At 65.2% G+C, this 13594-nt stretch carries 9 protein-coding genes; 3 read left to right on the top strand and 6 right to left on the bottom strand.

Going from position 1 to position 13594, the window contains the following annotated elements; translation table 11 throughout:
* Nucleotide 1: 1 nt before the first annotated feature.
* Nucleotides 2–2788 carry a malto-oligosyltrehalose synthase gene (gene treY, locus AB7Z56_RS08320; RefSeq protein ID WP_063981398.1) on the top strand — a complete coding sequence of 929 codons (2787 nt, stop codon included), beginning with the start codon at nt 2–4 and terminating at the stop codon, nt 2786–2788.
* A 3-nt stretch (nt 2789–2791) separates the two neighbouring features.
* Here treY and AB7Z56_RS08315 read toward each other — a convergent pair whose 3' ends face one another.
* Nucleotides 2792–3109: a polyhydroxyalkanoic acid system family protein gene (locus AB7Z56_RS08315; RefSeq protein WP_063981397.1), complete on the bottom strand. Its 318-nt coding sequence runs from the start codon at nt 3107–3109 to the stop codon at nt 2792–2794.
* A gap of 182 nt (nt 3110–3291) precedes the next feature.
* Between AB7Z56_RS08315 and AB7Z56_RS08310 the strand changes: the two genes are divergently transcribed.
* Entirely contained in the window at nt 3292–3456 is a 165-nt protein-coding gene (locus tag AB7Z56_RS08310) for a DUF3309 family protein (protein ID WP_007595743.1), read from the top strand.
* Nucleotides 3457–3550: 94 nt separating this feature from the next.
* Here the strand turns inward: AB7Z56_RS08310 and ligD are convergent, their stop codons facing one another.
* Nucleotides 3551–6217, bottom strand: a complete 2667-nt coding sequence (gene ligD / locus AB7Z56_RS08305; RefSeq protein WP_283017523.1) for a DNA ligase D — start codon at nt 6215–6217, stop codon at nt 3551–3553.
* Between the two features lie 117 nt (nt 6218–6334).
* Between ligD and ku the strand changes: the two genes are divergently transcribed.
* Nucleotides 6335–7219: a non-homologous end joining protein Ku gene (ku, locus tag AB7Z56_RS08300; RefSeq protein ID WP_063981395.1), complete on the top strand. Its 885-nt coding sequence runs from the start codon at nt 6335–6337 to the stop codon at nt 7217–7219.
* A gap of 140 nt (nt 7220–7359) precedes the next feature.
* On the opposite strand, the gene AB7Z56_RS08295 is transcribed toward ku, so the two are convergent.
* From AB7Z56_RS08295 to kdpB, 4 genes are read right to left on the bottom strand one after another with little or no spacing between them, the layout of a single operon-like run.
* Entirely contained in the window at nt 7360–8049 is a 690-nt protein-coding gene (locus AB7Z56_RS08295) for a response regulator (protein ID WP_063981394.1), read from the bottom strand.
* Nucleotides 8046–10769, bottom strand: a complete 2724-nt coding sequence (locus tag AB7Z56_RS08290; protein ID WP_063981393.1) for a sensor histidine kinase — start codon at nt 10767–10769, stop codon at nt 8046–8048. The genes AB7Z56_RS08295 and AB7Z56_RS08290 overlap by 4 nt, the downstream gene beginning before the upstream one ends.
* Before the next feature lie 40 nt (nt 10770–10809).
* Complete coding sequence (locus tag AB7Z56_RS08285) at nt 10810–11415, bottom strand: K(+)-transporting ATPase subunit C (protein WP_063981392.1); 606 nt, start codon at nt 11413–11415, stop codon at nt 10810–10812.
* A 57-nt stretch (nt 11416–11472) separates the two neighbouring features.
* On the bottom strand, nt 11473–13587 hold the full coding sequence (gene kdpB, locus AB7Z56_RS08280) for a potassium-transporting ATPase subunit KdpB (protein ID WP_063981391.1): 2115 nt from the start codon (nt 13585–13587) through the stop codon (nt 11473–11475).
* Between the last annotated feature and the right edge of the window lie 7 nt (nt 13588–13594).

The following is a 13594-nucleotide window of genomic DNA, read 5'->3' as shown; positions in this document are numbered from 1 at the left end:
CATGCCTCCTGCCATACCTCTTGCGACCTATCGGCTTCAGCTCACCGCGGATTTCGACTTCGACAAGGCCGCCGCGGTCGTGCCTTACCTCAAGGCACTCGGGATCACGCATCTCTACGCCTCGCCGGTGATGAAAGCGCGCAAGGGCTCGACCCACGGCTACGACACCGTCGATCACAGCCAGTTCAATCCCGAGCTCGGCGGCGAGGCCGGCTTTGCTCGATTGAGCGATGCCCTCACGCAGCACGACCTCGGCCTCATCATCGACTTCGTGCCGAACCATGTCGGCGTGCACTTTGCCGACAATCCCTGGTGGCTCGACGTGCTGGAATGGGGCCAGGCCTCGCCGCATGCAGTTTCCTTCGACATCGACTGGGATCAACTGGCCTATCGCGCCCGCGGCGGCGTGCTGCTGCCGATCCTCGGCTCGCCCTATGGCGAGGCGCTGGAGCGCGGCGACATCGAGCTGCGCTACGATGCCGATGAAGGCAGTTTTTCCGCCTGGTATTTCGAGCATCGCCTGCCGATCGCGCCGGAACGCTATGGCGAAATGCTGCGCGTGATCGTGAAGGAAGCCGACGCCGCCGAGACCGAGGCCGGCAAGCGCCTGCTCGCGCTCGCGGCCCGCTACACCGGGTTGCGTCGCCCCAACCGCAGGGAAGCACCCGGCTTCAAGGCGGAGCTCAAGGAGATCGCAGGCAGCGCCGACATCATCGTACGCGGCCTCGCTACCTATCGTTCCGCCAAGGATCGGCCGGCACAGACGCTGGCGCTGCATCATCTGCTGGAGCGCCAGCACTACAAGCTCGGGCACTGGCGGCTCGCCTCCAGCGACATCAACTATCGCCGCTTCTTCGACGTCAACGGGCTCGCGGGCCTGCGCGTCGAGGACGCGAGCACGTTCGCCGCCACGCACCGGCTGGTGAAGCAGCTCATTGCCGACGGCAAGCTGCAAGGCATCCGTCTCGATCACATCGACGGCCTGCGCGATCCCGCACAATATTGTCAGCGGCTGCGCCGACTGGTGCGCGACGCGCAAGGCAACACCAAGCCGTTCTATACCGTGATCGAAAAGATCCTGTGCGAGCACGAGCGCCTGCCGCGTTTTGCCGGCGTTCAGGGCACCACGGGCTATGAGTGGATGAATGTCATCACTCAGGTTCTGGTCGACGCGAAAGGGCTGGAGGCGCTGAACGAGACCTGGCGGCAGATCAGCAACCGCCCGCCGCGGCTGGCTCCTTACGTCAAGGATGCCAAGCGGCGCGTGCTGGAGACGCTGCTGACCAGCGAATTCACCGTGCTGACCCGACTGCTCGCGCGCATCGCCAACGGCCACTACTCGACCCGCGACTTCTCCGCCGACAGTCTGCGGCAGGCGCTCGAATTATACGTGCTGCATTTCCCGGTCTATCGCACCTATTTGACGCATAGCGGCCCGACCGCGCTCGACCGCAAGCTGATCGACGACACCATCGAACGGGCCCGCGCGGAATGGTTCGCCGCGGATGAAGGCATCTTCGACTTCCTGCACGATGCGCTGACCATGGACCTGCTCAAACCCGGCCGTCCCCCGCACAGCGCCCCGCGGGTGCGCCGCTTCGCGCTGAAGGTGCAGCAGTTCACGGGACCGATGATGGCGAAGTCGCTGGAGGACACCGCGTTCTATCAATTCCACCGGCTGCTCGCCCTGAACGAGGTCGGTGGCGATCCCGCGAGCAACGGCCTCACGGTGCCCGCCTTCCACGAGGCCATGCGCGCGCGTGCCAACGAATGGCCGCAAGGGATGACGGCGACCGCGACCCACGACACCAAGCGCGGCGAGGATGCCCGCGCGCGCATCGCGGCGCTCAGCGAGATTCCCGGCGAATGGACCAGCGCGGTGGCACGCTGGAAGGTGCTGAACGCGCCGCACCTCGCGCTCGACGGCAATCTGCGCGCGCCGTCGGCGACGTTCGAATACATGCTCTACCAGACCCTGCTCGGCGCCTGGTCGCTTGGGGAGACAGCCGATGCCGGCTTCGTCGAGCGCATCCAGGCCTATGCGCTCAAGGCCGCGCGCGAGGGCAAGGAGGAGACCAGCTGGCTCAACCCGCACGAGGCCTATGAGAACGGCGTCGCGAGCTTCATCGCGAAGATCCTCGATCCAGCGCAATCCAGCGAGTTCCTGGAGGCGCTGCAAACCCTGGCACGCCGCGTCGCGCTGCTCGGCTCCTTGAACTCGCTGAGCCAGCTCACACTCAAGGCGACTCTGCCCGGCGTGCCCGACTTCTACCAAGGCACCGAATACTGGGACCTGTCGCTGGTCGATCCCGACAACCGCCGCCCGGTGGACTTTGCCGCGCGGCAGACGGCGCTGATGTCACTGGAAGCGCCGGACTGGCGCGGGCTGATCAAGACCTGGCCGAACGGCCAGCTCAAGCTGGCCTGGACGCGGCACCTGCTCAAACTGCGCAACGAAGTCGCCGATGTGTTCGCGCAGGGCGAGTATCAGCCGCTACAGGTCCGGGGCGCGCACGCAGACCACGTCATCGCCTTTGTCCGCCGACACGGCCGCACGGCTGCGATCGTCGTGGTCGGGCGCCAGTTTGCGCCGTTCACGCAAGAGGGCCGACAATGGCCCGCGTTCGAGGGTGTTGACGCGACGATCGACATCACCGGCTACACCGGGCCGGGCTTTTCCGGCAATCAATTGCCGCTGGCGCAAGCCTTCCGGGATATTCCCGCTGCGGTCATCGAAGCACGCGCCGCAAGCAGTGCGAGACCCAGGCAACAGCGCGCTCGTAGCTGACGGCTACTTGCCCCCGTCCTTGGTCAGCAGCAGCTGCCCGCGCTTGTGGATGGTCGCCTGCGCCATCTCGGCGAAGCGCTGCAACAGCCACGGCAGCACTACCTCAACCTTGACGTGGTCGTCTGCGACATCGACCTGACCGCTCGCGATCTGCCCGAGCGCGCGGATGCGAAAATTCATGCTGTCGCCGTTCCAGCGCTCTTCCTCGACCTGCATCACGGGAATGCTGGCTGCGGCGCGGCCGAGCCCGGTCTTGAGCCGGCGCACGGCTTCCTCGCGGCCGAGACGATGCGGAATGGAGACGACAAGCGGTGCTGACATGGCGCTGCCCTGTGGTGACTGATCCTTACATAGTCATGCCGCCTGGACTGGCAAAGGTTCCATGCAAGTTCGCCCCGTTCGCCGTGTTTCATCGTCGGAACTATAGAACCTGCGGCAAGTTGCCCTCGCACCACGGGACAGGTGCAAACGACCCTTTCAACAAAGGGCTGGAGGAGACTAGCATGTCTATCGGTACGATCATTCTGATCATTTTGGTCATCGCGCTGCTCGGCGGCTTTAGCGGCATCGGCGGCGGCCCGTTCTACGGCACCGGCTATTATGGCGGCGGCGGCCTCGGGCTCGTCATCGTCATCCTGCTGATCCTGCTGTTGCTCGGACGGATCTAGCGGCGGCCTCGTAGGGTGGGCCAAGGCGCAACGCGCCGTGCCCACCTCTTCGCCGCAATAAGAAAGATGGTGGGCACGCTTCGCTTTGCCCACCCTACTTCTTCTTCTCCGCGAGCTTCTTCATCGCGGTCTTTATTGACGAAGCCGACTCGTCATAGCCATCCCAGGCTTTCGAGCGCGCCAGCAGACCCGGCACCGTCCGCACCGTGTACCGCTTCGGATCGAGATCGCCCTTCACCTGCGCCCACGTCACAGGCATCGACACGGTCGCGCCATCGCGCGCACGGGGTGACAGCGGAGCTACCGCCGTCGACAGGCGATCGTTGCGCAAATAATCCAGGAAGATCTTTCCGTTGCGCAGCTTCTTGGACATGTTGAGCAGATAGCGCTCGGGATCGTCGTCGGCCATCCACTGGCAAACGCCTTGCGCGAACGCCTTGGCCTCCTTCCAGCTCACCTTGTCGCGCGCGCCATGGAGCAGCGGCACCACCACGTGCAGGCCCTTGCCGCCGGTGGTCTTGCAAAAGCTCTCCATGCCGACGTCGGTGAGGCGCTGCCGCATCTCCTTGGCGGCGTCCACGACATCGGCAAATTTGACGTCCGACGCGGGATCGAGATCGAACACCAGCCGGCCCGGCGTATCGTAGGCGTCCGGGGCACAATTCCAGGGATGCAGCTCGACGCCGCCGATCTGCGCGACCGCGGCGAGCCCCTCGACGCGATCGATCTGCAGGTACGGCTTGCGATCGCCCGAGACCTTCGCGAGCTCCAGCAGGTTCGACGTGCCCTGCATGGCATGGCGCTGGAAGAATTTTTCGCCGCCGATGCCATCAGGCGCGCGCAGGATCGAACAGGGCCGGCCCTTGATGTGCTCGATCATCCAGGCGCCGACGGCCTCGAAATAGAGCGCGAGATCGAGTTTTGTGACGCCCTCGCCGTCGCCGCCATCCGGCCACAGCTCCTTGTCCGGCTTTGAGATGACGACACCCATCACCTCGGCCGTGCCGGCATCCTTGCGCTTGCCCGCCTTCGGCACGGCACGCTTCCTGGCCGAGGGCTTTGCGAGTTCGGTATCGGCGGGTGTTTCCACCTCGACCTCCTCAGCCGGCTTGTCCTGCCGCAGGCCCTTGAAGGCGGCCTGGCGGATATTGCCGTCGGCGGTGAACCCGGCGAACTCGATCTCGGCGACGAGCTCCGGCTTCAGCCAGTGCACGTCGCGCGTCTTTTTCGGTGCGTTCTTGCCGCCGAAGGGGCTTTGCCTGGCCTCCATGGCCTTCAAGGACGGCATGATGCGCTTGACCGTGTCCGCGCCGAAGCCGGTGCCGACCATGCCGACGAAGGCAAGATGATCGCCGCGGTGCACGCCGGCCATCAGCGAGCGGAATTTACCGTTGGTGGTCTTCCAGCCGCCGATCACGACCTCATGGCCGGCGCGGCATTTGGCCTTGGTCCAGCTTTCCGTTCGCCCCGAACGGTAAGGCGCATCGAGCTTCTTCGACACCACGCCTTCGAGCTCGAGTTTGCAGGCCGATTGCAGCACGGCATCGCCGCTGCTCTCGAAATGCTCGACATAGCGGATTTGGCTCGATTTCTTCTTGCCTGCGTCCAGGACTTGCCTGAGGCGGTCCTTGCGCTCGCCGAGTGGCAGGCGCCGGCAATCGAGCCCTTCGGCGAACAGGAGATCGAAGGCAAAGAAGATCAGGTCCTCGGTCTTGCCGTCCGACAGCGCGGCCTGGAGCGCGGAGAAATTCGGCGCGCCGTTGTGATCCAGCGCGACGATCTCGCCGTCAATCATGGCGTCGGGAAGCTCGCCCGCCTCCTTCGCGATGGCTGCGAACTTGTCGGTCCAGTCGAGGCCCTTGCGCGTCTTCAGCGTCGCCTCGCCGTCCTCGACGCGGAGCTGGACGCGATAGCCGTCGAACTTGATCTCGTGGCACCAGCCATCGGCCGCCGGCGGCCGCTCGACCGGGGTACAGAGCTGCGGCGCGACGAAGTCCGGCATCTCCGCGACTTTCTTCGCGTTTGTCGCGGTCGTCGCTTTTTTCTTTGCGCCCGTCCCGCGCTTCAACGCCGCACCGGGCGCCGGCCTCACGGTGCGCCCTTTCGGCTCCTCGGCACGATTGGACTGCCAGACCGCATCGGCCTTGGCCTTGGCGCCCTTCGCCAGCATGAACGGTTTTGGTGCGCGACCCTTGCCATCGGCGATCTCTGCCATCGCGCGGCCGGAGGCCACCGACTTGTCCTCGCCGAGAATGTCGTCGCTCTCGCTGGCATATTCGTCGCGATGCTTGATCAGGAGCCAGTTGGTGCGCTTGCCGCCGGTGCGGTCATGCCTCATCCGCACCAGCACCCAGCTGCCATGCAACTTGTCGCCGTGGAGCGTGAACTTGAGGTCGCCCTTCTGGAAGCCGCGCTCGGGATCCTCGGACTCCCAGGTGCCGCGGTCCCAGAGCATGACCGTGCCGCCGCCATACTGCCCTTCCGGAATCGTGCCTTCGAAATCGCCATAGTCGAGCGGATGGTCCTCGACCTCGACCGCCAGCCGCTTGTCATGCGGATCGAGCGAGGGTCCCTTGGTGACCGCCCACGACTTGAACACGCCGTCGAACTCGAGCCGCAGATCATAGTGCAGTCGCGTCGCATCGTGCTTCTGGATCACGAAGCGCCGCTGCGCCGATGGCGCCACCGCGGTCTTGCCCGACGGCTCCGGTGTCTTCTCGAAATCGCGTTTCTGTCGGTAGGTGGAGAGTTTTCGCAGCACGACCGGTCCCGCATTCTCTTTCGGCGTTGAAGCCTATCACGGCGGAAGTCCCACCCGGAACCAAAACCCGATGGGGCTGTTGGGGTTCCAAAATGCCTTGAAACGCTGGAGAACGGAATGGCCCCGCGCGCCTATTGGAAGGGAACGTTAAAGCTCTCGCTGGTCAGTTGCCCGGTCGCGCTTTATCCGGCGACCACCGCGGCCGAGAAGACGCGGTTTCACATGATCAACCGCGAGACCGGACACCGGCTCAAGCAGCAGATGGTGGACTCCGGGACCGGTGACGTGGTCGAGAGCGGCCAGAAGGGACGCGGCTACGAGCTGCGCAAGGGCAAATATGTCGAGATCGAGCCGGAGGAGCTCGAGGCGGTCCAGATCGAAAGCAACCATACCATCGACATCGAGAGTTTCGTGCCGAGCGACGAGATCGACCAGCGCTATCTCAATCATCCCTATTATATCGCGCCCGACGGCAAGGCTGCGGTCGATGCCTTCGCCGTGATCCGCGACGCCATGAAGGACCAGGACCGCGTGGCGCTCGCCAAGATCGTGCTCACCAACCGCGAGCACATCATAGCGATCGAACCGCTCGGCAAGGGCCTGCTCGGCACCACGTTGCGCTTCCCCTATGAGCTGCGCGACGAGGACCAGTTCTTCGACGGCATCAAGAGCCCCAAGATCACCAAGGACATGGTCGAGCTCGCCGGCCACATCCTGCGTACCAAGGCCGCACATTTCGACCCGAGCAAGTTCAAGGATGAGTACGAGACCGCGCTGAAGGCACTGGTGAAGCGCAAGGCCAGCGGCAAGACAATCGAGCTGCCGGAGCGCGAGGAGCGGCCGAGCAACGTCGTCAGCCTGATGGACGCGCTGAAGCAGAGCCTGAAGGGACGCGGCAGGAAGAAGACGGCGGCGAAGTCCCATGCGCGTCGTGCGACGGGGCGGCAGCGCAGCGCGAAGAAGACGCAGCGCTCGACGGCGCGGCAGAGGAAGGCGGGGTGATTTCGCCGCGCGACCCACTCTCTGCCCTCATGGCGAGGAGGCGCGAAGCGCCGTCTCGAACCATGCAGGCCTCGCTGCTGCAGCCGGGCCTTCATCCTTCGAGACGCGCGTTCCGCGCTCCTCAGGATGAGGATCGAAAGCTAATCCCCCGCCTTCAGCCGGTACCCGATCCCCGTCTCCGTCAGCACATATTGCGGGCGTTCGGGGTCGGCTTCGATCTTCTGGCGGAGCTGGCGGACATAGACGCGCAGATACTGTGCGTCGGTGAGCTCGTCCCAAAGCTCCTTCAGCAAGAAACGATGGGTCAGCACCTTGCCGGCGTGCTGCACCAGCACGCGCAAAAGATCGTACTCCTTCGGTGACAGCTTTATCTCGCGCTCGCCGACCTTGACCATGCGACGCACGAGATCGACGGAGAGATCGCCGGTGCGGAACACCGGACGCTCGCCCTTGACCTGGAGCTGGTGCCGCAGCGCCGCGCGCAGGCGCGCCAACAGCTCGTCCATGCCGAACGGCTTTGTCAGATAATCGTCGGCGCCGAGATCGAGCGCCTGCACCTTGCCGGCCTCGTCGCCGCGGCTCGACAGCACCACGATCGGCACGCCCTCGTTGCGGCCGCGGATGGTGCGCAGCAATTCGTGGCCCTGGATGTCGGGCAGGCCGAGATCGAGAATGATCAGCGCGGGTTCTTCCGCGAGCTTCTCGAGCGCGGTCTTTCCGTTCGACGCTTCCAGGATTTCGTAGCCTTGCGTCGAGAGTCCCATCCGCAGCAATTTTCGGATTGGCGGCTCGTCGTCGATGACCAGAACCTTGATCGGGGCGGCGCTCATGCGGCGGTATCCAATGCGTGGGTCCGTGCCGGAACGGGCAGACGGATGGTGAGGATCGCGCCGCTGCGGTCGCCGCGGTTGGCGGCCGAAATCGTGCCCTGCATCGCCTCGACGAAGCCGCGGGAGATGGCGAGCCCCAGCCCGGTGCCGGGACGGACATGGTCACCCTTCTGCACGCGATAGAACTTGTCGAACACGCTCTCGAGCTCGTCAGGCGGAATGCCGCCACCCTGGTCGGCGATCTCTAGCACAACATGATTCCCCTCGCGCCGGCTGCGGATCGAGATCGTTGTATCGGGCAGCGAATATTTCGCGGCATTGTCGAGCAGATTGAACAGCACTTGCTCGAACAGCACGGCATCGAGCTGAAGCATCGGCAGATCGGCGGCCAGCACCAGTTCCACCTTGTGGGCCGTCAATATCTTGCTCGCACGCCGCAGCGCGCTGCCAACGATCTCGCCGAGATCGTGCAGTGCCGCGTTGGGCACGATGGCGCCGGATTCGAGCTTTGTCATGTCGAGCAGATTGGCGATGAAGCGGTTGAGCCGCTCGGACTCGTCGATCACGGTGGCGAGCAGATCGCGCTTCTCGGTGTCGGACAAGGCACCGGCGAGATCGCGCATGGTCGAGGCCGCACCGAGCACGGAGGCGAGCGGCGTCTTGAGATCGTGCGAGATCGAGGTCAGCAGCGCAGAGCGCAACCGCTCGGATTCGACGGTGCGCTTGACGCGATCCACGTCCTCGACCAGCAGCACGCGCTCGATTGCCAGTGCGCCCTGGTCGACGAGCGCATCGAACAGCCGGCGCTGGTCCGGGGTCAGCAGCGGACCGGTCCGATCATTGTCGATGCCGATGACGCCGATCGGACCACGCCCGGTGCGCATCGGCAGGAACAGCCGCTTGGCGCCGGGAAGCGTGTCCGAGCCGCGGCCGGCGGGACGATCGTTGCTCCAGGCCCAATTGGCGGCGGCGAGATCGGCCTGGTCGATCTGGTCCTCGGGCGGATAGCCGGACTTCACCGTGAGCAGCCCTTCCTCCGGCAGCAGCAGGACCACGCGAACCTTCAGCATCAGCGCAGTTTGATAGGCCGTTGCCCAGAGCACATCGTCGAGCGTGCCGGTGCCCGTGAGCTTGCGGCTGAACGCATAGAGCTGCTCGGTCGTGCGGATGCGGCCGAGCGCGGTGTCCGCCTGCGTGCGCACCCGCCCGGCAACGTTCGACACCACGAACGCGATCAACATGAAAAAGAAGAACGCTGCGACATTGGTCGGGTCGGTAATCGTGAAAGTGTAGACCGGCGGCAGGAAGAAGAAGTTGTACGCCAGCGACGCCGCGACGCTCGCAAGGAGCGACGGCCACAACCCGTAGCGAACAGCCACGGCAACAACCGCGGTCAGGAACATCAGGTCGACGTTTTCGATGCCGAAATACGGCTTGATGGCCACCGCTGCGGCAAGGCCGAGCGCGGTGATCCCGAGCGCCTTCAAATAGGGACGTGCATCAAACGCCTCTGCCCGTGCCGCCGTCTGGACCGCCGTCTTCGGCGCCGGCTCGGCCGCGAGCTCATCGCCGGGAATGACGTGGACGCTGATATTGCCGGCACTGCGCACGAGATCATGCACGACGGAGCCGCGCGTCAGTTCGAACCAACGCGAGCGCGTCGATTTCCCGATCACGATCTGGGTGACGTTGTTGCCTTGCGCGAAGTTGATGACGTCGTCGGCGATGCGGCGGCCGACAGCGGGAATGGTCAGCGCTTCACCGCCGAGCGATTCGGCAAGCCGCAGCGTATCGGCGAGACGGTCGCGCTCCTCGTCCGAAAGCTGGAGCGACCGCCGGGTCTCGATCGAGATCGCGGTGAATTGCGCATGCAGCCGGTCGGCCAGCCGCTTGGTGTAGCGCACGAGCCCGGCCGCGCGCGGATCCTCGCTGATGCAGACGAGGATACGCTCGCCCGCGGCCCAGGGGCCGGCGATGGCATTCGCCTGCATGTGAGTGAGAAGCTGCTCGTCGACCCGCTCGGCCGTACGCCGCAGCGCCAGTTCGCGCAGCGCGGTCAGATTGCCCGGCGAGAAATAGTGCTCCAGCGCCCGCTCGGCCTGCTTGGGCACATAGACTTTGCCCTCCCGCAGCCGCTGGATCAAATCGTCGGGCGTGAGGTCGATCAGCTCGATCGCATCGGCGCGGTCGAAGACCGAGTCCGGCACGGTCTCGCGCACCCGCACATGGGTGATCTGGGCGACGACGTCGTTCAGGCTCTCGATATGCTGGATGTTGACGGCGGTGTAGACGTCGATGCCGTGGGACAGCAGCTCCTCGACGTCGAGATAGCGCTTGGGATGGCGGCTGCCGGCGGCATTGGTATGAGCGAGCTCGTCAACCAGCGCGATCCGAGGACGGCGCTCGATCACGGCATCGAGGTCCATCTCCTCGACGCTCTGGCCGCGGTAATCGAACCTCTTGCGCGGCACCACCTCGAGCCCGCGCACCAGCGCCTCGGTCTCGGCGCGGCCATGGGTCTCGACAAAGCCGACCACCACGTCGATGCCCGCGTTGCGCCTGGCATGGGCGCTTTGCAGCATCTCGTAGGTCTTGCCGACGCCGGGGGCGGCGCCGACGAAGATCTTCAGCTTGCCGCTCGCGCTCTCCTCCCGGCGCGCGGCTTCAAGCAGCGCCTCAGGGGACGGACGTTGTTCGGGATCGCGGCGCTCTCGGACCATCAGGCCAATATAATCATCCGCCCACCCGCAGCCTAGACCGCTACTTCGCGGTGGCGCGATCGAGCGCGAGGTTCAGTGCCAGAACGTTAACCCGCGGTTCGCCAATCAGGCCGAGCAAACGGCCCTGGGTGTTGGAGGCCACGAGCTGCTTGACCTGATCGTCCGGCAGATTCCGCGCCTTCGCCACCCGCGGCACCTGAAATTCAGCCGCTTCCGGCGAGATGTCCGGGTCGAGGCCGCTGGCCGAGGTGGTGACCAGGTCGACCGGCACGGCGGCGTTCGGATTTTCAGCCTTCAACTTGTCCACATCCTCCTTGAGCCGGTCGGCCAGCGCCTTGCTGGTCGGGCCAAGGTTGGAGCCGCCCGAGTTGGCCGCGTTGTAGGGCGCCGACACCGTCTTGGTCGAATCATTCGGGTCCGGCGCCAAAGTCGCCGAGAGGCGGCCGTGGAAATATTTGTCCTCCTTGAACTCCTGCCCGATCAGGGCGGAGCCGATCACCTTGCCGTCCCGCTCGATCAGGCTGCCCTGCGCCTGCGAGGGGAAGATCGCACCGGCAATAGCGGTCATTGCGAGCGGATAGGCCAGGCCGGTGATGGCGGTGAGCACCAGCAGCAGGACGATGGCGGGGCGAATTTCTCTGAGCATGTTAGGTCTCCAAATCTTTCGTCATTGCGCGGGGCGCGGTGCGCCCCGCGACGACGATCAAGCCAGATGCAAGGCGGTGACGACGAGGTCGATCGCCTTGATGCCGATGAAGGGAATCACGATGCCGCCGAGGCCGTAGATCAGGAGGTTGCGCCTCAGCAATGCGCCGGCACCGACCGCGCGATAGGCGACGCCCTTCAGCGCCAGCGGGATCAGCGCGATGATGACCAGCGCGTTGAAGATGATCGCCGACAGGATGGCGCTCTGCGGGCTCGACAGGTTCATGACGTTGAGCACGTTGAGCTGCGGGTAGAACGCCAGGAACATCGCCGGGATGATCGCAAAATACTTTGCGACGTCGTTGGCGATCGAGAACGTCGTCAGCGCGCCGCGCGTCATCAGCAGCTGCTTGCCGATCTCGACCACCTCGATCAGCTTGGTCGGGTTGGAATCGAGGTCGACCATGTTGCCGGCCTCGCGGGCGGCCTGGGTGCCGGTGTTCATGGCGACGCCGACGTCGGCTTGGGCGAGCGCGGGCGCGTCGTTGGTGCCGTCGCCGCACATGGCGACCAGCTTGCCCTTGGCCTGCTCGTCGCGGATCAGCTTCAGCTTGTCCTCGGGCGTTGCTTGCGCGAGGAAGTCATCGACGCCCGCCTCCGCCGCGATCGCAGCGGCCGTCATCGGGTTGTCGCCGGTGATCATGATGGTGCGGATGCCCATGCGGCGCAGTTCTGCGAAGCGCTCGCGGATGCCGCCCTTGACGATGTCCTTGAGCTGGATGACGCCGAGCAGCTTGCCGTCCTTGGCGACCGCAAGCGGTGTTCCGCCCGCTTTCGAGATCTCATCGGCGATGGTCTGGACTTCACGGCCGACGTCGGAAAGCACCGCAGGCTGAATGGCGCGCGCGGTGTTGCCGGAGGCAACGGCCAGCGGCGCACCGCCGCCGACATAGTTGAGCATGGCATCGACCGCGCCCTTGCGCACCGACGAGCCGCCGGCATCGACACCGCTCATGCGGGTTTGTGCCGTGAACGGAATGAAGGTGGCGCCAAGCTCGGCCATGTCCCGGCTGCGAATGGAATACTTCTCCTTCGCCAGCACGACGATGGAGCGGCCTTCCGGCGTCTCGTCGGCGAGCGAGGCGAGCTGCGCCGCATCGGCGAGCTCCTGCTCGGTGACGCCGCGAACCGGGCGGAACGCGGTGGCCTGACGGTTGCCGAGCGTGATCGTACCGGTCTTGTCGAGCAGCAGCGTATCGACGTCACCGGCAGCCTCGACCGCGCGGCCGGACATCGCCAGCACGTTGAAGCGGACCAGGCGGTCCATGCCAGCGATACCGATCGCCGATAGCAGCGCGCCGATCGTGGTCGGGATCAGCGTCACGAACAGTGCGACCAGCACGACCACCGAGATCGAGCCGCCGGCATAAGCCGCATAGCTCGGAATGGTGACGGTGGCGAACACGAAGATGATGGTGAGGCCGGCGAGCAGGATGTTGAGCGCGATCTCGTTCGGCGTCTTCTGCCGCTCGGCGCCCTCGACCAGCTTGATCATGCGGTCGATGAAGGTCGAGCCTTGCGCGGCCGTAATGCGGACGCGGATCCAGTCGGACTGCACCTGCGTGCCGCCGGTCACCGCCGACCGGTCGCCGCCGGACTCGCGGATCACGGGCGCGGACTCGCCAGTGATGGCGGCTTCGTTGACGGAAGCGACGCCTTCGATCACCTCGCCGTCGGAGGGGATGGTGTCCCCGGCCTCGACCAGCACGATATCGCCGACCTTCAGGCTGGTGCCCGGCACCAGCGTGAAGGCCTGGCCCGCGCCGCTCAGGAGCTTGGCCTGGCTCTCGGTGCGGGTCTTGCGCAACGATTCGGCCTGTGCCTTGCCGCGGCCTTCGGCCACCGCTTCGGCGAAATTGGCGAACAGCACCGTGAACCAGAGCCAGAGGATGATCTGGAAGGTGAAGCCGAGATTCTCGCCGCCGGTGACGAGGTCGCGCAGAAAGATCACCGTGGTGAGCGCGGCCACGATCTCGACCACGAACATCACGGGGTTCTTGATCATCAGCCGCGGGTCGAGCTTGGTGAAGGACGCGCTGATCGCGGGCAGAACGATCTTGGGATCGAGCATTGCCGACATCGGGGCACGTTTTTGCAGTTTCATCGTATCCATGGAGGTC

The organism is Bradyrhizobium sp. 482_C4_N1_8 (assembly GCF_052075965.1).
Classification (GTDB): domain Bacteria; phylum Pseudomonadota; class Alphaproteobacteria; order Rhizobiales; family Xanthobacteraceae; genus Bradyrhizobium; species Bradyrhizobium barranii.
Note: the sequence above shows the minus strand (reverse complement) of the source record. Positions and strands in the feature narration are given on the sequence as shown.